At 53.1% G+C, this 23564-nt stretch carries 18 protein-coding genes and 1 tRNA gene; 2 read left to right on the top strand and 17 right to left on the bottom strand.

The window, feature by feature from the left end; translation table 11 throughout:
- Positions 1-8: 8 nt before the first annotated feature.
- The 7 genes from ACI6NM_RS02620 to ACI6NM_RS02590 all read right to left on the bottom strand — a co-directional run bounded on the left by ACI6NM_RS02620 (position 9) and on the right by ACI6NM_RS02590 (position 7534).
- Positions 9-1589, bottom strand: a complete 1581-nt coding sequence (locus tag ACI6NM_RS02620) for an MBOAT family O-acyltransferase (RefSeq protein ID WP_262427879.1) — start codon at positions 1587-1589, stop codon at positions 9-11.
- A 2-nt stretch (positions 1590-1591) separates the two neighbouring features.
- Positions 1592-1822, bottom strand: coding sequence for an acyl carrier protein (locus ACI6NM_RS02615; protein WP_158358685.1), 231 nt, complete (start codon positions 1820-1822; stop codon positions 1592-1594).
- Between the two features lie 126 nt (positions 1823-1948).
- On the bottom strand, positions 1949-3139 hold the full coding sequence (locus tag ACI6NM_RS02610; RefSeq protein WP_262427880.1) for a transglutaminase domain-containing protein: 1191 nt from the start codon (positions 3137-3139) through the stop codon (positions 1949-1951).
- 128 nt (positions 3140-3267) lie between these two features.
- Positions 3268-4458: an acetate/propionate family kinase gene (locus ACI6NM_RS02605; protein WP_022274008.1), complete on the bottom strand. Its 1191-nt coding sequence runs from the start codon at positions 4456-4458 to the stop codon at positions 3268-3270.
- A 33-nt stretch (positions 4459-4491) separates the two neighbouring features.
- On the bottom strand, positions 4492-5496 hold the full coding sequence (gene pta, locus ACI6NM_RS02600; RefSeq protein ID WP_262427881.1) for a phosphate acetyltransferase: 1005 nt from the start codon (positions 5494-5496) through the stop codon (positions 4492-4494).
- 194 nt (positions 5497-5690) lie between these two features.
- The gene (locus tag ACI6NM_RS02595) at positions 5691-6023 is read right to left on the bottom strand and encodes a cyclic-di-AMP receptor (protein ID WP_438501021.1); all 333 of its coding nucleotides are present in this window, start codon (positions 6021-6023) and stop codon (positions 5691-5693) included.
- A gap of 224 nt (positions 6024-6247) precedes the next feature.
- Positions 6248-7534 (bottom strand): IS110 family RNA-guided transposase, encoded by a 1287-nt coding sequence (locus ACI6NM_RS02590; protein ID WP_428227915.1) that lies wholly within the window; start codon positions 7532-7534, stop codon positions 6248-6250.
- Between the two features lie 363 nt (positions 7535-7897).
- On the opposite strand from ACI6NM_RS02590, the gene ACI6NM_RS02585 reads away from it, so the two are divergent.
- On the top strand, positions 7898-9106 hold the full coding sequence (locus tag ACI6NM_RS02585; protein WP_262426679.1) for a tRNA(Met) cytidine acetate ligase: 1209 nt from the start codon (positions 7898-7900) through the stop codon (positions 9104-9106).
- 2 nt (positions 9107-9108) lie between these two features.
- Here ACI6NM_RS02585 and ACI6NM_RS02580 read toward each other — a convergent pair whose 3' ends face one another.
- The 8 genes from ACI6NM_RS02580 to ACI6NM_RS02545 form a co-directional block, all read right to left on the bottom strand.
- The gene (locus tag ACI6NM_RS02580) at positions 9109-10311 is read right to left on the bottom strand and encodes a class I SAM-dependent methyltransferase (protein ID WP_252207485.1); all 1203 of its coding nucleotides are present in this window, start codon (positions 10309-10311) and stop codon (positions 9109-9111) included.
- Positions 10308-10943, bottom strand: coding sequence for a histidine phosphatase family protein (locus tag ACI6NM_RS02575; RefSeq protein WP_262426678.1), 636 nt, complete (start codon positions 10941-10943; stop codon positions 10308-10310). The genes ACI6NM_RS02580 and ACI6NM_RS02575 overlap by 4 nt, the downstream gene beginning before the upstream one ends.
- A gap of 10 nt (positions 10944-10953) precedes the next feature.
- Positions 10954-11751, bottom strand: a complete 798-nt coding sequence (locus tag ACI6NM_RS02570; protein ID WP_262426677.1) for an MBL fold metallo-hydrolase — start codon at positions 11749-11751, stop codon at positions 10954-10956.
- A complete protein-coding gene (coaE, locus tag ACI6NM_RS02565; protein WP_262426676.1) occupies positions 11738-12337 on the bottom strand; it encodes a dephospho-CoA kinase in 600 nt (199 codons plus the stop codon). The genes ACI6NM_RS02570 and coaE overlap by 14 nt, the downstream gene beginning before the upstream one ends.
- Before the next feature lie 15 nt (positions 12338-12352).
- Positions 12353-14986: a DNA polymerase I gene (gene polA, locus ACI6NM_RS02560; protein WP_262426675.1), complete on the bottom strand. Its 2634-nt coding sequence runs from the start codon at positions 14984-14986 to the stop codon at positions 12353-12355.
- 9 nt (positions 14987-14995) lie between these two features.
- Entirely contained in the window at positions 14996-15352 is a 357-nt protein-coding gene (locus ACI6NM_RS02555) for an anti-sigma factor family protein (RefSeq protein ID WP_262426674.1), read from the bottom strand.
- A gap of 81 nt (positions 15353-15433) precedes the next feature.
- Complete coding sequence (locus tag ACI6NM_RS02550) at positions 15434-18712, bottom strand: hypothetical protein (RefSeq protein WP_262426673.1); 3279 nt, start codon at positions 18710-18712, stop codon at positions 15434-15436.
- Positions 18702-21287: an efflux RND transporter permease subunit gene (locus tag ACI6NM_RS02545; protein ID WP_262426672.1), complete on the bottom strand. Its 2586-nt coding sequence runs from the start codon at positions 21285-21287 to the stop codon at positions 18702-18704. Before ACI6NM_RS02545 ends, ACI6NM_RS02550 begins: the two co-directional genes overlap by 11 nt.
- Before the next feature lie 168 nt (positions 21288-21455).
- Between ACI6NM_RS02545 and ACI6NM_RS02540 the strand changes: the two genes are divergently transcribed.
- Positions 21456-22052: a TetR/AcrR family transcriptional regulator C-terminal domain-containing protein gene (locus ACI6NM_RS02540; RefSeq protein WP_262426671.1), complete on the top strand. Its 597-nt coding sequence runs from the start codon at positions 21456-21458 to the stop codon at positions 22050-22052.
- A gap of 123 nt (positions 22053-22175) precedes the next feature.
- Here the strand turns inward: ACI6NM_RS02540 and ACI6NM_RS02535 are convergent.
- A tRNA-Leu gene (locus tag ACI6NM_RS02535) sits at positions 22176-22258 on the bottom strand.
- Between the two features lie 106 nt (positions 22259-22364).
- Positions 22365-23543 carry a phosphoribosylaminoimidazolecarboxamide formyltransferase gene (locus ACI6NM_RS02530; RefSeq protein ID WP_022272436.1) on the bottom strand — a complete coding sequence of 393 codons (1179 nt, stop codon included), beginning with the start codon at positions 23541-23543 and terminating at the stop codon, positions 22365-22367.
- Between the last annotated feature and the right edge of the window lie 21 nt (positions 23544-23564).

The raw sequence follows: 23564 nt of genomic DNA, 5'->3' as shown, positions 1-23564 counted from the left end.
CCTTCCTCCTAAAAACGATTATAGATAAACTGGCTGGCTTCGTATCCTCTGCCATAAACGCCGGTTACAAGGAGGATCAGAAACAGGACAAAGGAAAGACCATAGGAAACCGGCCAGGGGAGCCGGGAAAGCCGTTCCTTCAGCCCTTCATTTCCGCAGATCTGCCCGGCCAGGGCCATAAAAAGGATCCCCAGGCCCAGGATCATAAGATCCGGTGTGTCCATAAGCGTTCCATAGCCGCCCAACATAAGGGAAAGGAGCCCCTCACCTTTCAGGATCCCCAAAAGACGTGGAAATACCTCTGCGGCAGGATAGTAAATAAACATCCAGGGAAGACAGAATACAAAAAAGGTCCGTACCTTTTGAAAACACTGGTATCCGCGTCCGTCCGTAAAAGGGAAGCGGCTCTGGAGGCTTCGGAACAGGCCCGAAAGCTCCTGGGAAAGGAGCATGAAAACACAGTTTGCCAGTCCCCAGAGGACCCAGTTCCAGGAAGCCCCGTGCCAGATCCCTGTCACAGACCAGACTGTAAGGGAGGCCAGATAGACCGGCACTTTCCCGGCGGCCTTTTTCCCGGCCAGGCGGCCAGCAGCCGCAGAAAGCTTCCTGGCCGCCTGGCTGGTGGATACGGGGAAAAAGATATACTCCCGGAACCACTGCATCAGGGTCATATGCCACCGCCGCCAGAACTCTGCCAGGCTCCGGGATGAAAAGGGCCGGTCAAAGTTTTCCGGAAGGTGGATCCCAAACATTTCCGAAATACCAAGGATAATATCGATTCCTCCCGAAAAATCGGCGTAAAGCTGGATCACATGTCCGGCGATCCCCAGTAAGGCGTAAACGCCTCCATAAATTTCCGGGGATCCGGTGATCATGGATGCAGCAGGCCCGATCCGGTCTGCCACCACCAGCTTTTTAAAATATCCCCAGAGCACTCTCTGCCCTCCGGCTGCCAGCCGGTCCATGGAAAAGCGGTGGGGAGAATAAAGCTCCTCCTTCAGCCGGTCAAAGCGGCTGATGGGCCCCACGGTGAGCTGCGGGAAATAGAATACGAACAGTGCAGTCCGCAGAAGGCTTTTTTCCGGATCATATTTTCTCTGGTAAACATCGATCAGATACCCCATGGACTGGAAGGTATAATAGGAGATCCCCAGAGGAAGGACCCAGTCTGCGTACTCCATCTCACCGGAAATTCCGGCCAGGTGAAGGATCCCCTCCACATTGGAAAGCAGGAAATTTGTGTACTTTAAAACGGCCAGGATGCCGAAGTTCAGCAGAAGCCCAAGGATCAGGAAACGTTTCTGCCTGGCCTTCAGCCTCTGGTTATACGCCTTTTTCTGCGTCCGGTCCGGCTGATCTTTCTGTACCCAGTTCCGGTACTGATCCGTCATGGAGCCGATCTTACGCGCCAGATACCAGACAGAGACCGAAGAAGCCGCAGGATAAAGGATCCACAAAGGGCCTGCAAAGCCGTAAAACAGGACGCTGGCCGCTAAAAGGATCCGCCACTGGAACCGCCCTGGGACTATGTAATACAGAAGCAGGAGGACTGCACAGAAAAATCCAAACCCGTACGATACAAGAGCCATGATCAGCCGGCTCCTCCCAGCCTCTCGATCAGCGCCCAGATGGTTTCCGCTGAATTAAAATTGTCAGGAACGATCTCGCTGGAGGGGATGGAGATATCAAACGTGCTGTCGATCTCCGTCACCAGGCGTACCAGTTCAAAGGAGGTCAGGATATCGTCGTCCACCAGGGCCGTGCTGTTTTTGTAATCCTCTCCAGGTATAATGTCCTCCAGGATCTCATATAACTCTTCCATACTGTATCTCTCCCATCTATGTATTGGTTTTCCCGCCTGGAAGCCAGACGGCCGTACTCATATGATCCGTAACCGCTCAGCCATGCATTTTCCTGTTCGGAGCCTTGCACGGCTGAACGGTCACGCTTATTCCGGAGTTGCCGGATAAAGCCGGCGGTCAAAGGTGAAGCACCCGCCATGCTGTCTGGAATACTGTTCCATCTGATCATCGGTCCACAGGAAGAAATATCCTCCGGCCCGGCGCGGAGTCGCATCAAAATGATACCAGCTGCCGTCGATGTTCACCAGATTCCAGTAGTGATGGTTATCCGTAGACCGGACCACCTCGATGCCTGCGATCCCGGCCCGGCTTAAAAGCAGCTGGGATACAGAATAATAAGTAAAGCAGTCGCCCCGCCGCAGCCGGAGGCCCTGGTAAGCCTCCTGGACCCAGTCACGGGTGGCTGAGGCTCCGCTGTAACGGATGTTTCCGCGTACCCAGTTATAAATGGCCTCTGCCTTCTGGCGCTGGTCCATGGCGTCATTTATGATCTCGGACAGGATCTGATCCGCCATCTGGTCGCAGGTACGGTGCAGCTCTGTCTTTTCGTTTTCCGGAGGGATCTCTGTGACCGCCTTGTAGGGCCAGTCCTCTCCTGGTATAAAATTCATGGATGGGGCAGAGGGACGCTGGGAAACCATGCTTCCCCTTCCCGTCTCATCAAAACGATAAAGGATGCCGTCGATCTCCTTTTCAGAATTTTTTAAAACCGTCTGGTCGTCATTGATATAGTAAAAATCATTCTTCCAGACTGTCAGCCCGCTGGCCTTCTTTCCCTGGCTGTCAAAGAAATAGTTTTCTCCGCCAATGGAAAACGGTCCCGTTGCCAGATGGCCTTCTGAAAAATAATAGGAAGCATCGTCAATGGTACGCCATCCGTCCGTCACATAAGCCCCGCTGGGTCTCCGGTAGAGCCAGTGAACGCCGTTCCAGAGCCAGCCGCTGTAATCCGTACCGGCATAGGTGCTTTTTCCCTCGCCGTCAAACGAGTACCAGCCGTCTTCCAGATAGGATGTGCAGTCCGTAAACAGGCGTCCATCTGTGATCCCCAGATAGTACCGGATCCCATTCTCTTCATACCATCCGGTACGGGCATATCCGTTCTCATCAAAGCAATACCAGCTTCCGGTGTCAGACTGGAACCATCCCACAGGCCAGGTCCCATCCGCGTTCTGATACCAGAGTCCGGTCTCATCCTTAATAAACTGGCCTCCATAGGCCTCTATTCCAAGAAAAATGGAGAATGCTGCGGCCAGCAGACAGGCCCGTTTTTTCATTGATACTCCTCCTGTTTCATATGATCGGTCATAATTATTGTAAGCCCTGTGTCTTTTGGAGTCAATCCCAAAAAACTGCCCGCCGTGAATGCATCACGACGGGCAGATATAGGCCAGATCTGTTTTCCTTATACCAGAGCCAGAGTTTCTCTTGCGATTGCTAACTCCTCGTTGGTGGGGATCACCATAACCTGGACCTTGGAGTCCGGAGTGGAGATCACCACATCCTTGCCGCGGATGCTGTTGGCCTCGTCGTCGATCTTGATTCCCAGGTAGGAAAGGTGGTCGCAGATGGCCTTTCTTGTGGACTTGCCGTTTTCTCCAAGGCCTGCGGTAAATGCGATCACATCAACACCGTCCATAGCGGCAACGTAAGCGCCGATGTATTTAACAACACGGTAATTGTATGCCTTTAAGGCCTTTTCAGCACGGTCATTTCCGGCAGCGGCAGCCTCTTCCAGGTCACGGAAGTCGCTGGATACGCCGGAAAGTCCCAGAACGCCGGATTTCTTATTGAGCACGTTCATAACGCCTGCAATATCCAGGTTCTCTTTCTTTGCGATGTATTCCATGATAGCCGGATCCATATCGCCGGAACGGGTACCCATGATCAGGCCCTCAAGGGGAGTCAGACCCATGCTGGTATCAACGGATTTACCGTTCTTTACAGCAGAAAGGCTTGCGCCGTTGCCCAGGTGGCAAACGATGATCTTAAGGTCCTCATAGGGCTTTCCAGCTACCTCGGCAGCCTTTTTGGATACGAAGCTGTGGGAGGTTCCGTGGAAACCGTATCTTCTTACCTTGTAATTCTCATAGTACTCGTAGGGAAGGCCGTAAAGATAAGCCTCCTCCGGCATTGTCTGATGGAAAGCTGTATCGAATACTGCTACCATGGGAACGCCCGGCATTAACTCCTGGCATGCGCGGATCCCGATCAGGTTTGCCGGGTTGTGGAGCGGAGCCAGATCGTTGCATTCTTCGATGGCCTTGATGGCGTCCTCTGTGAGAAGAGTGGAGGATGTGAATTTCTCTCCGCCATGAACTACACGATGGCCGACAGCGCCAACCTCTTTTAAGCTCTTGATCACGCCGTTCTTCTCATTGGTAAGGGCATCCAGTACCAGCTGGATCGCCTGGGTGTGGGTCGGCATAGGGGAAACGGTAACCTCTTTGTCTCCGCCAGCCGGCTGGTAGGTGATCTGGCTGCCTTCGATCCCGATTCTCTCGCAGAGACCCTTTGCCAGGACTGCCTCTGTATCAGAGTTGATGAGCTGGTACTTTAAAGAAGAACTTCCGCAGTTGATAACTAAAATATTCATTTCCATAAACTCCTTTTCCTGTTTCCGATTGGTTTATTTTGCCATCTGGGCCTGTACGGCAGTCAGGGCAACCACGCCGACGATATCCTCGGCAGAGCAGCCGCGGGATAAGTCATTGACCGGTTTTGCGATACCCTGGAGCATGGGGCCGTAGGCCTCAGCCTTTGCCAGTCTCTGCACCAGCTTATAGCCGATATTTCCGCAGTCTAAGTTGGGGAAGATCAGCACGTTGGCCTGTCCGGCGACCTTGCTGTCTTTTGCTTTGGATTTTGCAACAGACGGAACGATGGCTGCATCCAGCTGAAGTTCTCCGTCTAAGTTTAATTCCGGATATTTCTCATGGGCAATGCTCACAGCCGCTGTAACCTTGTCTACCAGAGCGTGCTTGGCGCTTCCTTTGGTGGAATGGGACAGCATTGCGATCTTCGGCTCCTCGCCCGTAAGAGCGCGGAAGCTGTCGGAGCTGCTGTTGGCGATGGCTGCCAGTTCCTCAGAGGTGGGATCCTGGTTTAAGCCGCAGTCCGCAAACAGGAAGGTGCCGTTGGCACCGTATTCGCAGTTGGGAACGTCCATGATGAAGAAACCGGAAACGAGCTCAGTTCCCGGAGCCGTTTTAAGGATCTGGAGAGCCGGTCTTAAGGTATCAGCGGTAGCGTGGCATGCGCCGGCCACAAGGCCGTCTGCGTCCCCTTCCTTTACCATCATAACACCGTAGGTAATAAGATCGCTCTTTAAGGTGGCAGTGGCCTTTTCCAGGGTCATGCCTTTTTTCTCTCTCAGCTTAAACAGTGTCCCGGCATAATGCTCAAATTTCGGATCTGTTTCCGGATCCACGATCTTTACGCCTTCAATATCAGCGTTCAGCGCTGCTGCATCTTTTTTAATGGTTTCTGCGTTACCAACGAGGATCAGGTCGGCAGTTCCCTCTTTTAAAATCTGGGCGGCAGCGGTCAGAGTTCTCTGGTCCTCGCTTTCCGGCAGAACGATGGTCTTTCTGTTCTGTCTGGCCTTTTCTTTCATAAGATCAATGAATGCCATGATAATTACTCCCTTCTGGTTTCCATAGTATTGTTATCATACCTGTTTCTATTATATCGCACACAAATTGGCGATACAAGTTCGTTTTTCCAAAATTTTGCACTTTTTTCAATACGTTTTGTTAAAAAAAAGACGGGCGGAAGGAAATCTCCCTTCCGCCCATGCCATTACATAGTCTCTTTTCGATTATTTATTTAAATTTTTTCGTAATCTTCCACATCGATCACAAAGATCGTAGCGCCGCCCACTTCCACATTCATCGGCATTGTAGCGCAGTTCATCATTGCAGAACCGGAAATATACGGCATATTGATGGTGATCTTCTGTCTTGCGCCGCATTCCTTTTTGATCATCTCGATCGCTTCTTTTACACGCTCCTCCTCGGTACCGATCATCAGAGTCGTATTGCCTTTCCGTAAGAAGCCGCCGGTGGATGAAAGCTTTGTGATGCTGAAGCGTTTCTGGGTCAGGGCGTTGACCACTTCATCCTCATTATCATATCGTATAATAGCGAAAATAAGTTTCATAGGATCAGTCCTTTCTTTTCTGGATTTTCTCTAGTATATCACAGTTTTTGTCAAAAAACAAATGAATATTTCATTAATTTCATATCAATTCCCTGGGATTTTTCCAGTTGATTTCCCTGGGCTTGTATGATAAGGTAACAAAAAACGTGTGAGGTCAAGTGTGAAGCAATGAGCCGAAAATAGACCATAAACGTCCCTTGTGTGGAAAATCTGGTTTTTAAGATTTATCCAGAATGAACAGCACATTGCTGTTGAAGGAGTTTTAGTGTTTCCGGATCAGCTCCCTGCTCTCCGAGGAACTGAATTACGTTATCAAGTGTAAGTGCAACTTTTTCAGGTTTTGATGGATGGATGATGGCTTCGTAATCATCTGGTTTCCATTCTTCATTATTAAGAATCATGTGATAAATGCTTGTAAGCATCATTCGGGCTATGGCAATGATTGCTTTTTTCCTGCCACGCCGTTTCGCCAGTCGATTATATTTGATGGCGTAATAAGGATTTTTCCTGCTTTTTACAGCAGCAAGTGCACACTGGATGAGTAAAGGCTTTAGATATTGACCGGCTTTTGAACAACGGGTAGATTTCTTTTTGTTGGCACTCTCATTATTCGCAGGGGTAAGACCAGCCCAGGAACAAAGATGTTTATCCGATTCAAAAACCCCCATATCAGCACCGATTTCTGAAATGACAAACAAAGCAGAACGCTCAGTAAAACCAGCGATCCTTGAAATACGTTTGATTACTTCATCGTACGGGCGGCTGAGGCGGAATAATTCGGTTTCAATTTCATCCATATAGGAGCTGAGAAGTTCCATGTGCTGTTTTGCGTGGGACATCTTAAAGCGTTGTTCCGATAATATCTCAAAACCGCGTATGCTGTCAAAAATCTCTTCATTAGAAACTTTGATGCCACCATGAATCAGTTTTGCACATTCCTTTTCGTCAAAAGGAACGTCTGAAAGAAGATAATTCATAATGGATGAGGCGGTTTTTCCAAATGGATCAGTGAGGACACAGTCAATACGGATACGTGAAATAGTCATACTATTCTGGTAGCGGTTTTTCTCAGCGGAACGCATATAGGAAAGTTTGAGACGATATCTGGAAAGCTCACGGAGAGCCCTGATATCAGCAGGTGGAATAAAAGAAGCTTTAACGATATCAAAGCGAAAAAGATTGGCAATCCATTTTGCATCACGTTTGTCAGTTTTCTTACCCTTTATGGCTTTGACATACTTGGGATGAGTAAGGATAACGTGCATATGCGGCTCAAGGATGTTAAAAACAGGGATCCAGTATTTACCGGTGGATTCCATGCAGACATGCAGACAGTTATACGAGAGAAGCCAGTCACGCATAGCTGCAATCTGTGAATTGTTGGTGGAGAAGGATTTCACTTTATAAGTTGCTTCCAAAGTGACAGGATCCGTAATGCAGACAGCAGCAACAACCGTTTTTTTGTGAACATCCAGCCCAGCACAGATAAGGTGTTTCACTTCAAAATCCATGTGATACCTCCTTTCAAAGAGAGCAAAAAGAGACATCAGCATTGACTGTCATCCAAGCGAAAAGACTTATCATGGAAACGGGGTTTCCAGAGGCATCAAGTGCCAACGTCTAAAATGATAAGTGTACGGGCTCGAAGTCCCAATTGTTTGTGCTTAAAAGAGGATGACGGCACATATATAAATGCGGGATAAGATGGTCTTTCACCACTCCCTCAGTCGTGCTCTGTAGTATACTGATATCTCTAACTGGATTTTAACACAAAATGAAATAAAAAGTAACCCGTAAACAAAGATTCATGCATTGTTTGTGCCGAAGGCAGGAACGACGCAAGGAGGGCATGCCACAACGGCATGTTTAAATAAATGAAAACAGCAGCCGTCATTGCAGAATACAATCCGTTCCACAACGGCCACAGCCGCCACCTTAAAGAAGCAAGGGCCCTTACGGGGGCGGATTTTGTCATGGCAGTCATGAGCGGGGACTTTGTCCAGAGGGGCGCTCCGGCGGTCTTCCATAAATATATGCGCACCAGGATGGCCCTTCTTTCCGGGGCGGACCTGGTGCTGGAAATGCCAATCTTCGGGTCGGTGGCCAGTGCAGAGGATTTTGCCTCCTGCGGCGTCTCCATGGCCGCCAGGACCGGAGCGGCGGATTTTCTCTCCTTTGGCAGCGAATCCGGGGACCTTAAGCTCCTGGAACGCCAGGCCGCCCTTTACGAGGCGGAAACACCGGAGGTCTCTGCGCGTATCCGGGAGGGGTTAAAGCGGGGGCTTTCCTGGCCAAGGGCCAGGGAGGAGGCCTTCCTCCATACAAACGCTCCAGTCCCTGTTTCCCCCAACGATATCCTGGCCTGCGAATACCTGCGGGCCATCAAAAGCCATGGCTCCTCCATGCTCCCGGTCCCGGTGGAACGGAATGACGGGGGCTATCACAGCAGCGGGAGAAAAGGAAGCTTTGCCTCTGCCACTGCCATCCGGAAGGCTCTGGCAGAAAATGACCTGGATTTTTTAACTGAGGTGGTGCCGGAAGCCTTCTTTTCGTGCCTTAAGCTAGAGTCCTGTCCCCAGGTCACAGCCGACGATTTTTCCATGATCTTAAATGAAAAGCTTCTGACCCTGCCGCTCTGTGAGCTGACGGGGATCTCTGGCATGCCGGAGGATCTGGCGAGGAAGCTCCACAAAAACCGGCTTTCCTTCGCCTCTTTTTCGGAACGGACTGCTTCCTCCAAGGACCGGCAGTATACGTACGCCCGGGTGAGCCGCTGTCTTTTAAATACGGTGCTGGGGATCACCCGGGAGGAAACGGAGCGCTTTAAGGCCCTGGACTCGGCTCCGTGGCTCAGGATCCTGGGCTTCCGGAGGGATGCTCTTCCACTGCTCTCGGAAATAAAAAAGCATTCCACAGTTCCCATGATCACCAAAACGGCCGACGCGGCCGCTCTTCTTTCTGGTCCGTCCCTGGAGCTTTTTTATAAGCATTTACAGTGTGCGGAGCTTTACCGTCTGGCAGCAGAATTAAAGACCGGGCGGCCCATGAAAAATGAGTTCACCCGGTCTCCGGTCATAATATAGATTTAATCGTCCTGCTCCATCAGAAGCCGGTACAGGGTCGGCTCCGCGTGAAGGAAATCTAAAACAGCCTGAAGCTCCTCCCGGTCTTTTCTGGGGCCGCCCTGCTTTACGGCCCGGATCAGGAGGTTCTTCGGAGTATGCTCCATATCGATGAATTCCAGGATCTGTACCCGGTAGCCGCAGCACTCCAGGATCCTGGCCCGCAGCGCGTCTGTGAACAGGGCAGCCATGCGTTCCCTTATGATCCCGTACTGGAGCACCGGCTCCAGAAGCTCATTTTCCATCTGTCCATTGAGCTCATGCTGGCAGCAGGGAACGGAAAGGATGACCTTTGCGCCCCAGCGTACCGCCTTTTCCAAAGCGAAATCCGTTGCCGTATCGCAGGCGTGGAGAGTCACCACCATATCCACCTGGTCCACGCCCTCGTAGGAGGCGATGTCCCCGGTATAGAAGGCCAGCTTTTCGTAGCCGTATTTTACGGCCAGGCCATTGCATTTTTCTATCACGTCTTTTTTCAGATCCAGCCCGATGATCCGCACCGGGTATCCTTTCAGTTCCTTCAGATAATAATACATGGCAAAGGTCAGATAGGACTTTCCGCAGCCAAAATCCAGGATCACAGACTCCCTGGAACGGTCCAGCTTCGGCAGGATATCCTCAATGAATTCCAGGAACCGGTTGATCTGGCGGAATTTGTCATACCTGGAATTTACGATCTTGCCATCTTTTGTCATAACGCCCAGATCCACCAGGAACGGGACGGCTTTCCCTTCCTCCAGAATGTAATTCTTTTTCCGGTTATGGGCCAGTCCGCTTTTCCAGGCATCGTTTAAGACATCCGCCGGCTTCCGTATCTCTGCCTTTGGCTTCCTCTTTATGGAAATCTTTCCCTTTTTGCTCACCAGGACCGAGGCCGTCCAGCCTTCGGTCTCCGCCTGGGCCTGCTTAAAGGCCGTACCCATAAGCTCCGTCAGATAGGCGCAGGCCTGGGAGGCGTCCATATTTTTATGGAAGGCCTGTTTTCCGCGGAATTCCTCGGCCTGGAAGGCCACCTGGCCTGCGGAAAGCACCGGGCGGAGGCGCATCCGGATAAAATCGTCCTTTCCCGCCTGGCCGCTTAAGACCACGGAAAGAGGCTGCTCCCTTAAAAAGTCCGTAAACAGCGCCTGTATCATTTCTTTTTCTTTTTTCTCAAGCTCAATCATCGTTTCTCGCTCCATCCGCTCCGTAAAAGATCGTTCTTTCCCTCCAGATGGGAATAGTCGTTAAAACGGTTCAAAACCGCCGTGCCGTCCTCCCGGAACCAGAATTCTGTGATCCCGCAGTTTTCCAGGTGGGAGGCCAGAAGCTGGGTCTTTGAAAGCTCCATGCCCAGGTAGTGGGCCGTCATGCTGCGGATCACGCCGCCGTGGGTCACCACTGCCACTGTCCTGTCCCCGGAGGCCAGGATCTCATCCATCACCGGCAGGACCCGCTTTACCACGTCTGCGGCCGATTCGCCGCCGGGATAGGGAAGATCCTGTTCCATTTTTTTCCGCTGGCTTAAAAAGCTGCCGAACCGCTCTGCGATCACCGGATCAGCCAGACCCTCCAGATCCCCGAAGGAGATCTCCTTTAAGTCCTCCCGGATCACCCGCTTTACCTTTAAGGCTTCGTTGATCCGGTCGGCGGTCTCCACAGCCCGGCAGAGGCCGCTGGACCAGACCACGTCGATGCCCTCATGCTTCAGACGCTCTCCCAGGAGGTCCGCCTGGGCCCTCCCCTCCTCCGATAAGGGAACGTCCACATTGCACAGGGGGCTGTTCTGCCGCCCATGGCGGATCAGAAGAATTCTCATGGGCGCCTCCTTATACGGTAAGAATATCAGACATCCGGTCCCGTCTGGCAACGGCCATATAAAAGTCCGAGGCCTGGTAGGGGGTATCTCCCATGTCCACCTCCAGGCGCACGGTCTCATAAGCCAGCTCGGGCATGTTATTTTCCTGGCTCAAATGGCCAAGAAGGATGTGCCTCATCTTCCCGCTTAAGATGCAGTTTAACAGCCGCCCGGCATTTTCGTTGGAAAGGTGGCCGAAATCGCCCATGATCCGCCGTTTCAGATAATACGGATAGGGACCGGTCTCCAGCATCCGCAGGTCATGGTTGGATTCCAGAAGAACCGCATCCAGATCCAGCAGATGGTCGATGGTATACTGGTTATAGTGGCCCAGATCCGTAGCTACTGCAATGGATTTATTTCCAGACTGGATCCGGTAGGCCACAGGGTCCGCCGCATCGTGGTCGATGTGGAAGGGAAGCACGTCCATGTCTCCCACCGTAAACTTCACGTCCGGCAGCACCGGGTGGAGGAGTTCCTCCGGATACTCTCCCAGTCCCTTGATCTTTTGTATTTCCTGTAAAGTCCCCTTTGTTCCGTAAATGGGGATCGCATATTTTCTCGCCAGAACGCCCAGGCCCCGCACATGGTCTGTGTGCTCATGGGTGATGCAGATGGCGTTCACCTCTCCGGCCTTTAGCCCCACCTCAAAAAGTCCCTGCTCGATGCGCTTTGCACTGATGCCTGCGTCCACCAGGATATGGGTGCTTTCCGTCCCCGCGTAAATGCAGTTTCCGCTGCTGCCGCTGGCGATACTAACAAATCTCATGACAAAGAATCTCCTTTAGCTGTTTTTCCGTTTCCAGGGAGCTTCCGCTGTTGTCGATGACGCGGCTGCATCTGGCCCTGTACTCCTCCTCAGATGACTGGCTTTCTATGATGCGTTCACATTTTTCCCTGGAATAGCCGCGGCTTTCCATGAGACGCCGGATCCGGCACTCCGGGTCTGCGTACACATACCAGATCTCGTCAAAAAGACCGTCGGGAGCCGTATCGAACACGGCTGCTTCGATGACTGCCAGGGAGCGCCCGGACGCTTCTGCCCTTTTTCCCAGGGTCTCCCAGACCAGGGGATGGATGATGGCGTTCATGGTCCTTAAGGCCTCTTTATCATGGAAGATCCGTTGGGCCAGAGCCTTTTTGTCCACAGAGCCGTCGGGAGCCAGAAAGCTGCCGCCAAGGGCCTGGACGACCTGCTCCAGGCCTCTGGTCCCGGGCTCCATGAGCTCGTGGGCGCAGGTATCCGCCAGAAAAACGTCTGCGCCGAATTTTTCCCTTAAAAGGGCCAGTACCGTAGATTTACCGGCGCCCACCCCTCCGGTGATGCCGATGATCCGTTTCTTTTGTGTTTCCATTTAACCGCCTCGAATTTATTTGGCCTCAAACCAGTTTTTTCCATCGTGCATATCGATCTCCAGTGGCACCTTCAGGGCGGCCGCCCGGCTCATTTCCTCAGACAGGATCCGCTCCACCTGTGCCTTTTCCCGGACTGCCGTTTCCACCAGAAGCTCATCGTGGACCTGCAGGATCAGCCTGGATTCCAGGCCCTCCTCCCGAAGCCTCCGGTCCACCCGGATCATGGCGATCTTTATGATATCGGCGGCCGTTCCCTGGATCGGGGAATTCATGGCCACCCGCTCGCCGAAGGAACGCTGCATGAAGTTGGCAGAGCCCAGCTCCGGTACAGGACGCCGCCGGCCGAACATGGTGGAAACGAAGCCCTTTTCCCTGGCGTCAGCCACCAGGCCGTCCAGGAAGGTCTTTACGCCCGGATACGTTTCGAAATACTGATTGATATATTCCAGAGCCTCTTTCCTGGAGATGCTCAGATCCTCGCTGAGGCCGAAGGCGCTGATGCCGTAGACGATGCCGAAGTTCACAGCCTTGGCGTTGCGCCGTTTTAGGGGCGTTACCTGGTCCAGGGGGATATGGAACACCTGGGAGGCTGTGATGGCGTGGATGTCCTGGGCGCTCCGGTAGGCCTCGATGAGCCTGGAGTCTCCCGACATATGGGCCAGTACCCGGAGCTCGATCTGGGAATAGTCGGCGTCCAGGAATACAAACCCGTCCCTGGGCACAAATACCTTCCGGATGGCCCTCCCCAGTTCCATGCGGATGGGAATATTCTGGAGGTTGGGCTCCGTGCTGGAAATGCGTCCAGTGGCTGTAATGGTCTGGTTAAAGCGGCTGTGGATCCTTCCGTCCGGGCCAATGAAGTTTCCCAGGCCCTCGGCATAGGTGGAATTGAGCTTTGCATACGTCCGGTAGTCCAGGATCTTCTGTACCACCGGATAGTCGGGAGCCAGCTTCTCCAGTACGTCGGCAGCCGTGGAGTAGCCTGTTTTTGTCTTTTTTCCGCCCTTTAAGCCCATTTTTTCAAACAGCACCTCGCCTAACTGTTTCGGGGAGTTGATGTTGAACTGGCTTCCGGTCATGTCCCAGATCTCCTGCTCCAGGACTGTGATCTGCTGTTTCAGTTTTTCACCGTAGGCGGAAAGCTCCTCCCGTTTTACAGCGATCCCCTCTTCCTCCATATGGTACAGGGCGTAGATCAGCGGAAGCTCGATCTCCAGGTACAGGTCCTTCATGCCTTCCGCTTCCAGCTTTTCCATAAGGATCCCGCCGGACTGGTATGCACAGTGGCCCAGGAAGCCGGCAAAAGAAAGGAAGGCTTCCGGTTCCTGATCCATGGCCTCCGCATACGTCAGCTTTTTCAAAAGATCCGCTCTGGAGGGAGCCGTAAGCCCCAGGTGATCCCTGGCCAGATCGTCATAGTCATACGTATCCTTCAGAGGATTTAAAAGGTAAGCGGCCACAGCGGCGTCATACACCGTGTCCCCATAGCCCAGATCCAGGAATGGAAGCTGGCTTTTCAGCCCCAGGGTCCATACATGGCCGGTCCGATACAGCTCTGTCATTTTTTCGGCCAGGTACTCTCCCGTAAGGAAGCCCTCCTTCTGGATCAGATACGCGTTCTGGCCGTCCAGGCACAGGGCGGCTCCGGAGATCTCCGGTCCCTCGGCCAGCAGGACGGCCCCGGTCCGTTCGGATCCCATGGCCTTCTGGAACAGTGCCTCGGCCACGGCCAGATCCGTCACAGCATGGAAATCCAGAGCTGCAGCTGCTTCCTTTTTCACATGGTCCCCGAATCTTGCCAGCAGGGATTTAAATTCCAGGCGGCTCATGTACTCATATGCTTCTTTTGTGTAGAGGTCTCCGATCCTGGCGTCCTCCGGAGAGAATTCCACCGGAGCATCGATGCAGATCTTTGCCAGCTTATAAGAAAGCTCAGCCAGATCCCTGTGCTCCTCCAGGGATTTTTTTGCCCGGGGAGGCTTTACCTCTGAAAGATGCTCGTAAACACCGTTCACGCTGCCAAACTGCAGGATCAGATTTGTCGCTGTTTTTTCTCCGATGGAGGGAACTCCGGGAATATTGTCGGAGGTGTCTCCCATAAGGGCTTTTACGTCGATGAACTGCTCCGGCGTTACCTGATACTCCCGCTTCACATCCTCCGGATAATACGTATGGACCTCTGTGGTCCCACGGCTGGTCTTTGGGATGCTGATCTTAATATGGGCATCAGAAAGCTGGAGAAGATCCCGGTCCCCGGAGACCACCGTTACCTCCATCCCGGCTGCCTGGGCCTTTTTCGCCACCGTTCCCAGGATATCGTCGGCCTCATAGCCCTCTCTCGTAAAGATCGGAATGCCCATGGCCGTCAGAACCTCCTTCATCAGGGGAACCTGCTCGTGAAGCTCTTCCGGCATGGGCTTTCTCGTTCCTTTATAGGCATCGTACATGGTATGGCGGAAGGTGGGAGCCTTCAGGTCGAAGGCCACGGCCAGATATCCCGGCTTTTCTTCCTCCAGCAGTTTAAAAAGAATATTTAAAAAACCATAAACGGCATTGGTATGGAGTCCCTCGGAATTGGTCAGTCCGGGAACGCCGTAAAAGGCACGGTTTAAAATACTGTGCCCGTCGATCAGTACCAGTTTTTCCATAATCGTCTCCTAAATTGATATAAAGAAGCCTGCCTGCTTCCAGATCCTGAGCTGTAAGAGGAACATGACCACCAGGGCCATGGCCATCAGGGTGCTGATGGCATAGCGGGCCACCTGGAAGGTGAAGAAGCGCCGCAGGACAGCCTCTGAGCTCTCCAGCTTCCGTTTCAGATCGCCGACGATGTCGTAGGTGCCGTCGGCCTCATCCAGCTTTTTTAAACCCACATCCACCATATAGTGGATCTCCAGCTCTTCCCGGCAGTTCTCGCAGGTCTTAATGTGCTCAATGAAATCCTCCAGCTCTGTCACCGAAAGCTGGTCGTTGATATACGGGATCACCATTTTCTCCGCTTCCATACATGTCATCACCGGCACGCTCCTTTCCATACTGCCGAAAAATGGAGGCAGCTTTTACTGCCTCCATCATACACCAGATTGGTCATTATTTCAACGGCGAATCTTTTTCAGCCTCCTGGACGGCTTTCTGATGGTCCCCGTTTTCCTCTGGCAAAGCTCTTTTTTCTTCTTTACAAAAAGGAATACCAGGACAGCCGCCGCCAGGAGCGCACCTCCTGCCAGCGCCGGGATCATCCAGCCTCCCTTAGCACCTGCGCCTGTTTTTTCCGCCGTCAGCTCAAAGTCAGTCCAGGCAGTGGAGAACACCAGGGCGCTCTGGTCCTTTTTCCAGCCGGCCTCTTCCGTCCCCTGGGCTGTTTTTATGGTCAGCGAAGCGTTTTCCCAGTCCTTTGGAAGGATAAAACGGTAGGTATAGGCCTCCGGGGACTCCTCCTCACCGCCCAGATCTCCGGTGAGCGTGATCCTCCAGGTCTCACGGCCCTTTTCCTCTGACAGCTTTTCTGCTGAAAGCTCTGTATCCTCATGGAAGGTGCCCTCGGCCAGGATCACAGCCCGCACGTCATCCCGCCGGGCGCTGCTTTCCACCGTGGTCACATGAGGCGTATAGACGGCCTTTAACACATGATCAAAGGTGATGGTATCCTCGCCCACAGGCTCCCATTCTCCGTAATATCCCGGCTTCTGCGGCACGGAGGGAACGGCAAGGCCGGAAAGCGGCTCTCCATATTTACAGGAAACGCGGCCCGCCAGAGTGTCATCAGCGATATACGTCAGAGTAAATTTCCCGAATTCTTCAGGGACGTTTTCTTCTGCCATGAGGCTTTCATAGGAAATGGGCTCGGCCTTTCCCGCGTAGCTGACTCCGTCAATGCCGGCGCTTCCATTCTCCACAAACCGGTTGCTTGAAATCTCGCCTTCATCATCCACACGGCCTGCAATGGCGCCGCAATACATCTCACCGTCCCCAATGGATACAAAGGCAAGATTTTCTGTCAGATTGTAGCCATCCCCGGCAATGCCGCCCACAAAGTTTTTGCCAGAGGCCATACATTTACTCTGGGATCTTCGGATGGTGGAGGCGGAGCTTCCGGCGATTCCTCCCACATAGCTTCCATCAGTGCTCTCCACATTTCCGTAGTTCCGGCAGTCCAGGATATATCCCAGATCCATGCGGCCAACGATACCTCCTGCGTAGTCTTTTTTGGAGGTGACGGGTACCCGGTTCTCACAGTTTAACAGAATCGCCCGGGTTTCGTAGTGAAAGCTGAAGGAATCGTCCCCGACCCGCTCAATGTCCTCCTCCGGATCCAGCATACTTTCCACAGCCATGGCTCCGGCTACGCCTCCGGCGTTGATGTCTCCTTCCACCACACCGTTGTTAATGCAGCCCTCGGCCTTTCCGACGGTGGTCTTATAGATCTCTTCCTCGGATACGTCGCTCCAGAGATCGTCCTTATCGGACTCCCTGGCATCGTCCGCCGCGTCGTCCAGCACATCGCTGATGACCTGGAGCTGGTCCTTTAGGCTCCGCATATCCGCAGAAAGGGCGTCTCCAGTGGCTCCCACCTCCTGGTTCAGGAGATCCAGCTGGTCTCCGATGGCGCTGACGGAGTCATGGACCTGGTCTCCCTTGGCCTTATAGTCGTCACCCAGGGGCTTGAACTGGATGTCATCCCGGTCCGAGAGATCCTGGAACAGGCGGTGTACCTCCGCGGCTGTGTCAGCCACATCATAGGAGACGTGCTCCAGGGTATCCATGGCCTCCTCCAGGCTCCCGGCGCTGCCCCGGAGCTTGTCGGCAATGGCCGGGAGATCCTTGATGGCTTCCCGGAACTGCTTTAAAGTCTCCCGCTTGCCCTGGGCGGCATTTTTATATTCCGCCGCCTGCTCCTCCATATCTGCGGCCAGCTCCGAGGCTCCCTCCAGATCGCCCTCCTCCAGGGCCTTCAGCATGTTCTTTGCATCCTCACGTATGGCGGCGGCACATTCCTTCTGGATGGCGTTGTAATCCTTCATTTTCTGGATCATGTCCCGGAGCTCCTGTTCTCCTTTGGCTCCGGCACCCAGGGCGCTTCCGGCCTCGTCCACACAGTCCTCCAGAAGCTCTACGCCCTCTCCCACTGTATCCAGGATCCCCTCAGCGCTGCTGGTGATCTCGTTTAACCGGTCCACCGTATCGCCGACCCGGTCCATGAGATCATTAATGACCTCCAGATTTCCGTCGGCCCAGTCCACAGTCATATCTGCCAGGTCGGAGGTGTGGTCCGAGGCGGATTCTGCATAATCAGAAATGGCGTCCAGGCGTCTGGAGATCACATCCCGGTTTCCGTCCGTGTGGTCCATGGCGGCGTCGGCCAGGCTGGAAAGCACAGATAATTCGTGATCCAGCTTATCCAGGGTGTCCGTGGAAAAGATCAGCTGGATATCGGGGGCAAGCTGTCCGGCAATGCCGCCCACATCCTTCCTGCCATTGATCTTTCCCTTATTGGTACAGCCGGACAGGTAGCCGCTGGTACGCCCTACGATCCCGCCCACGTTGTAGCCCACATGAGGATAGCCCACTGCGCCCTCATTGGTGCAGTTTAAGATATTTCCATTGGAAAAGCCTGCGATCCCTCCCGTATCCTGGGATCCCTCAGCCGTATCCTTGGCATTTTCCAGAGTGCTTTCTGTCCGGTCCAAAGCCGTGTCCTTCACATCAGCCGGTGCCTCTTCCTCCAGACTGGCGCTTAGCCCTCCGGCCAGGGGATTGATCCGCGCATGGTTTACAGAGGCGGAAATGGAGCCGTCGTTTCGTCCAGCGATGCCCCCGATGTATTTTTCTCCCTGGATCATGCCGATGACCCGGCAGTTTTCGATCCGGCCCGTTTTTTCTGTGATGCCTGCGATCCCGCCCACATACATGGTCCCGTCGATGACTCCCTCAAAGCTGCAGTCCCGTACGGTGCCGCGGACGCTGCCTGCGATCCCGCCCACATACTCCTGGGCGCCGTCAGCCGACACGGTGCCGGAGACGGTCAGTCCGTTTACAACCCCATCCTCTGCCACAAACCGGAACAGTCCCTGGTAGGAGTTGCCTCCGTCCAGATCCAGGCCGGAAATGGTATGGCCGTTTCCGTTGAAGGTACCGCAGAAAATCGGCACAGGAGAAACGTCTGTATCGGCCAGACTGATATCAGCCGTCAGATTTATAGTCTTTCCTCTGGACCAGGAATCCAGGGTGCAGTTTTTTGAAAAGGCGGCAAAATCCTCGGCGCTGGAGATCTGGACCGTTTCGCCGTCCGCATAGGCGGGAATGGATGAAAAGGAGGAAGCTGCCAGGACGGCGGACAGGATCACTGCCGATATTTTTTTTGCTTTATGCTTCATGGTCATTTTCTCCTTTCTCCGTATTTTTCTCGTTTTCATCTGGTTTTTCTTCCAGGCTGCCGGGATCTTCCCCGTCCGGCAGCTCCCCGATGGCCTTCACCGCATCCGGATTTCCAGCAGAGATCACAGCGGAAACGTCTCCCATTAGGACTCCGTGGACTTCGGCGTCGATCTTACCGGAAACTGTGCCGCGGATCCGCCCGTCCAGCCGTACCATGCCCACGGCCTCTGTGGTCTGGACGATGGCCGGATATTTGATATTGAAGGTGGTCCGGTCGATGATGGTGTCTCCTAAAAGCAGAATGCCCGGAAGGATCCCCATGACTAAGAGCATGGAGATGATGGTGCCGCGGCCGATGCACAGGCCTACGGCGTAAATGGCCGGATCCGTGGTCATCTTGCTGATGAAGATACCTGCAGAGGCCATGATGGTCCCGGAGGTGAATATCGTGGGGAACGACAGGTTCAGCGTTTCGATCATGGCCTCTCTCCGCGGCATCTTATTTTTCAGCTCCTGGTAGCGGCTGGAGATTACGATGGCATAATCAATGTTGGCGCCCATCTGGATGGAGCTGACAATCAGATAGCTTAAAAAGTATACGGGGCTGTTCTGGAGCGTGGGGAAGGAAAAGTTTAACCACACGCTTCCCTGGATCACCAGGATCAGCAGCACCGGAAGGCCCACGGACATGAAGGTGAATAAAAGCACCAGGATCACGAATACGATGGTCAGGACGCTGATGAGCGTATTGTCGTGTGAGAAGGAGGACGCAAGGTCATAATCGCTGGTGGAATTGCCCACCAGATAAAAGCTTCCGGCCGGATAATAGCCTCCGATCACCTCATGGAGGGTATCCAGGAACGCGAAGGTCTCCTGGCCCTCCTCCGGCAGAGCCAGATTTAAGAGCATCCGGGAGTATTTTTCGCTCTGGAGCTGCTCCTTGGCGTCATTGATCTGTTTGTTCAGGTCATCCAGATCGCTTCTGGTATCGTCGTCCAGGGTGATATATCCCTGGTCCAGATACCCGTCACCCACATACTGGTATAAAAACTGGAACATATCGATGATGGGAACCTTGAAAACATCAATATTATTGATGATCCGCACATATTCCTCCCGGTCGGCGGCGTAGGCCTTATAGAACAGGCGGCAGATCTCCATATCCATATCCGTCAGCTCGGAAAACTGTCTGGGCGTCAGGGCGTCCGTCAGAACATACCCGTCCTTTACCTCCACGTTGGCCAGGCCCAGGGCTGTGTCCACCTGGGGAAAGGCGCTGAGACGTTTTAAAAGCCGCTCCTCCGTCTCATAGTCCCCGGCCGGGACCACCACTGCCAGGGTATTCTGGCTTCCAAAAACGTTGTCTATATTCTCCCTGGCGATCTCCGTTTCATTTTTCTTTTCAGTTTTCACTGTATTAGTGCCGTAGGAATACGGGCAGTTTCCAGCCAGATAGGCGGCGGCGGCAAAGGCGATTACAAACAGCGGCGGAGTGATGTATTTCAGACTGGTCACAAACCGGCCCCATACGGTGATCTTCGGGATAAAGCTCTTATGGGGCGTCCGCTCGATGAGCTTTGAAAACAGCATAAGAAGCCCCGGCATTAAGGTAAATACCGAGAGGATACTGAAAAGCACGGCCTTGATAAGGACGACGCCCAGGTCCATGCCGATGCCAAACTGCATGAACATCATGGCAGCCAAGCCGGCCAGGGTAGTCAGGCAGCTGGAGGAGATCTCCGGGATCGCCTTGCTTAAGGCCAGGATACAGGCTGTACGGGTATCTGCCGTCTCCTTCTCCTCGCTGAACCGGTGGCACAGGATAATGGCATAGTCAATGGCCAGGGCCAGCTGTAAGACCACGGCGATGGAATCGGAAATAAAGGAGATCTCTCCCAGAAGATAGTTGGTTCCTTTATTTAAGAGAGCCGCAGCCACAAAGGTCAGAAGAAGCACCGGGATCTCGCCATAAGTCCTGGAGGTCAGGAAGAGCACCACAAGGATCGTGATGGCGGCCACCACAAGAATGCTCTGCATTTCCTTTTCAAGCCTTGCAGACCCGTCCTCTCCTACCTCGGAGGAAATGGAAAGGTCGTAATCCTTTAAGGTCTCCCTTAACTGCACCATGGCCTCTTCACTGACGGGATCGTCGGTCTCTCCCTCAAAGGTCACGGAATACAGGGCGGCTGAATCCTTATAGTAGTCGTCCCGGTCATCGGCGTCGATGGTATTTTCATCCTCGTCCACCTGATCGCCAAAGGTCACAGAGGAAACGCCTGGGATGGCCTCGATCACATCCTTCAGCTCCTCCGCATTTTCATATGTAATATTGGAGATCATGACCCGGGCTGTGCCAAAGGTGGTAAATTCATCTTCCATCAGCTGAAGCCCCTGCCGTGTCTCCGTCTCCTCCGGCAGATAATCGGTAATGTCATTATTCACCTGGACCCAGCCCTGCGAAATAAGGCTGAAGATGATCCCTGCTGTATACAGCAGGAAAAAAAGGTTTCTTTTATCCACGATCAGAGTTGCCAGCCGGACAAAGAAGCCCGGTTTCTGTCTGTTGTCTTCCATAATTTCTCTCTGCTCCTTCCTCTGTCTGGTCTGTTGTTTCAATGTACAAAACTATATATCAAATGCTGAAAACTTCCCATACACAATATTCGTCACTTGTGTAAATCTGCACATTTTGATATAATTGTGGTGCGTTTACGAAAAAAAGATCACGATAATGGAGAGTATATGAAACGAAACGAATTGTCCCTGCACAGAAAAGAACAGATGGCGGCCTCTTTGAAAAAGCTGATGACGAGAAAAAATCTGGGCCGCATTACCATACAGGAGCTGGCCGACGACTGCGGTATTAACCGATACACATTTTATTACCACTTCCAGGATATTTACGATCTGCTGTCCTGGACCTTCCGGCAGGATTTCGAGAAGCTGTTTGCCGACCGGTCCCAGTACCACACCCTGGAGGCGTGGATCCAGAATCTGATCCGCTACTTAAAAGAAAATGCTGCGGTGTGCAAGTCTGCCCTGAGCAGCATGGGGGGCGATTCCTTCCGGCGGATCTGCGTGGAGGACATTTCCGGAATGATGCATGACCGGCTGCGGGAGCTGTGCCGTGGGCGGGCTGTCCCTGATGATTACCTGGATTTTCTGGCTGCGTTTTACCTGGAAGCTGTTTCCGGGATCATGATCGGCTGGATCCAGAGCGATATGGAATCCTCCGAGGAGCAGCTGACCCGGTATCTGCTCATTGCCCTGGAGGGCTCTCTGGAAACCTCCCTGGACCGGTATGTGCGGAGCAGTCCCATGACGGAAGAAACCAGCTGATCCTCTTCCTCCCAGGGCGGATGGCATCTGGGAGTTCGGTTCTCCCGGATGGCTTATGGAAAAAATACGAAAAGGGCGCTGTACACAGGAAATTTTCCTTGCGTACAGCGCCCTTTCTGGTAGTGCCGGCAGCCGGACTTGAACCGGCACGAGGTTGCCCCCGTCAGATTTTGAGTCTGATGCGTCTGCCATTCCGCCATGCCGGCATCGGTTCAAAACCGAATATAAGTCTATCATAGGTTTTGAAGATTTGCAAGGGAAATTTTTATTCAGAAAAATCTGCCGGTCTGAAGGGCCGGCAGATCCATCTTTTTAGTGGTGGAACAGCCGGATCCCCGTAAACGCCATGGTCATGCCATACTTATTGCAGACCTCGATGACATTATCGTCACGGACAGAGCCGCCTGGCTGGGCAATGTATTTAACACCGCTCTTATGGGCTCTTTCGATGTTGTCTCCAAAGGGGAAGAAGGCATCGGAGCCCAGGGCCACATCCTGCATCTGATCCAGCCATGCCCGCTTCTCTTCTCTTGTGAATACTGGCGGCTTCTCTGTGAAGATCTTCTCCCACTGACCGTCCGCCAGCACGTCCATGTATTCGTCCCCGATGTAAACGTCGATGGCATTATCCCGGTCGGCCCGTTTGATCTTATCGATAAACGGAAGGTTCAAAACCTGGGGAGCCTGCCGTAAGAACCAGTTGTCTGCCTTCTGGCCTGCGAGACGGGTACAGTGGACTCTGGACTGCTGGCCCGCTCCGATACCAATGGCCTGTCCGCCCTTTACATAGCACACGGAGTTGGACTGGGTGTACTTTAAGGTAATAAGGGCGATCATCAGATCTACCTTTGCAGCTTCCGGCATCTCCTTATTATCTGTAACGATGTTGGACAGGAGATCTTTATTGATATCCAGCTCATTGCGTCCCTGCTCAAAGGTAATGCCAAACACCTGCTTGCGCTCGATGGGATCGGGAACGTAATTTTCGTCGATCTGGATCACATTGTAATTTCCATTTTTCTTTGCCTTTAAGATCTCCAGGGCCTCCGGCTCATAGCCCGGAGCAATGACGCCGTCGGAAACCTCTCTTTTAATGAGCTTCGCCGTATCCACGTCGCAGGGATCGGAAAGGGAAATAAAGTCGCCGAAGGAGGACATACGGTCCGCTCCTCTGGCCCTGGCGTATGCACAGGCCAGGGGGGAGAGCTCTCCCAGATCGTCTACCCAGTAGATCTTCTTCAATACGTCGTCCATGGGAAGGCCCACAGCGGCTCCGGCCGGGGATACGTGCTTAAAGGATGTGGCTGCGGGAAGTCCGGTGGCCTTCTTTAATTCTCTTACCAGCTGCCAGCCGTTAAAAGCATCTAAAAGGTTGATATAGCCCGGTCTTCCGTTTAAGACGGTGATGGGCAGTTCGCTTCCATTCTCCATGAAAACCCTGGACGGCTTCTGGTTGGGGTTACAGCCGTATTTTAATTCCATCTCTTTCATTGAAACGTCTCCTTTTGTATA

This window comes from Pilosibacter sp. YYHA0881, assembly GCF_051602715.1.
Taxonomy (GTDB): domain Bacteria; phylum Bacillota; class Clostridia; order Lachnospirales; family Lachnospiraceae; genus Alitiscatomonas; species Alitiscatomonas aceti.
This window is presented reverse-complemented; position numbering and strand designations above follow the sequence as displayed.

What these genes read in the sequence shown, in the direction of transcription:
- ACI6NM_RS02555 (WP_262426674.1), bottom strand. Translation starts at nt 15,352, where the DNA reads ATGACATGTATGGAAGCGGAGAAAATGGTGATCCCGTATATCAACGAC.
- ACI6NM_RS02570 (WP_262426677.1), bottom strand. Translation starts at nt 11,751, where the DNA reads ATGAGATTTGTTAGTATCGCCAGCGGCAGCAGCGGAAACTGCATTTAC.
- ACI6NM_RS02530 (WP_022272436.1), bottom strand. Translation starts at nt 23,543, where the DNA reads ATGAAAGAGATGGAATTAAAATACGGCTGTAACCCCAACCAGAAGCCG.
- ACI6NM_RS02540 (WP_262426671.1), top strand. Translation starts at nt 21,456, where the DNA reads ATGAAACGAAACGAATTGTCCCTGCACAGAAAAGAACAGATGGCGGCC.
- ACI6NM_RS02605 (WP_022274008.1), bottom strand. Translation starts at nt 4,458, where the DNA reads ATGAATATTTTAGTTATCAACTGCGGAAGTTCTTCTTTAAAGTACCAG.
- polA (WP_262426675.1), bottom strand. Translation starts at nt 14,986, where the DNA reads ATGGAAAAACTGGTACTGATCGACGGGCACAGTATTTTAAACCGTGCC.
- ACI6NM_RS02550 (WP_262426673.1), bottom strand. Translation starts at nt 18,712, where the DNA reads ATGAAGCATAAAGCAAAAAAAATATCGGCAGTGATCCTGTCCGCCGTC.
- ACI6NM_RS02615 (WP_158358685.1), bottom strand. Translation starts at nt 1,822, where the DNA reads ATGGAAGAGTTATATGAGATCCTGGAGGACATTATACCTGGAGAGGAT.
- pta (WP_262427881.1), bottom strand. Translation starts at nt 5,496, where the DNA reads ATGGCATTCATTGATCTTATGAAAGAAAAGGCCAGACAGAACAGAAAG.
- ACI6NM_RS02610 (WP_262427880.1), bottom strand. Translation starts at nt 3,139, where the DNA reads ATGAAAAAACGGGCCTGTCTGCTGGCCGCAGCATTCTCCATTTTTCTT.
- ACI6NM_RS02595 (WP_438501021.1), bottom strand. Translation starts at nt 6,023, where the DNA reads ATGAAACTTATTTTCGCTATTATACGATATGATAATGAGGATGAAGTG.
- ACI6NM_RS02580 (WP_252207485.1), bottom strand. Translation starts at nt 10,311, where the DNA reads ATGATTGAGCTTGAGAAAAAAGAAAAAGAAATGATACAGGCGCTGTTT.
- coaE (WP_262426676.1), bottom strand. Translation starts at nt 12,337, where the DNA reads ATGGAAACACAAAAGAAACGGATCATCGGCATCACCGGAGGGGTGGGC.
- ACI6NM_RS02590 (WP_428227915.1), bottom strand. Translation starts at nt 7,534, where the DNA reads ATGGATTTTGAAGTGAAACACCTTATCTGTGCTGGGCTGGATGTTCAC.
- ACI6NM_RS02585 (WP_262426679.1), top strand. Translation starts at nt 7,898, where the DNA reads ATGAAAACAGCAGCCGTCATTGCAGAATACAATCCGTTCCACAACGGC.
- ACI6NM_RS02545 (WP_262426672.1), bottom strand. Translation starts at nt 21,287, where the DNA reads ATGGAAGACAACAGACAGAAACCGGGCTTCTTTGTCCGGCTGGCAACT.
- ACI6NM_RS02620 (WP_262427879.1), bottom strand. Translation starts at nt 1,589, where the DNA reads ATGGCTCTTGTATCGTACGGGTTTGGATTTTTCTGTGCAGTCCTCCTG.
- ACI6NM_RS02575 (WP_262426678.1), bottom strand. Translation starts at nt 10,943, where the DNA reads ATGAGAATTCTTCTGATCCGCCATGGGCGGCAGAACAGCCCCCTGTGC.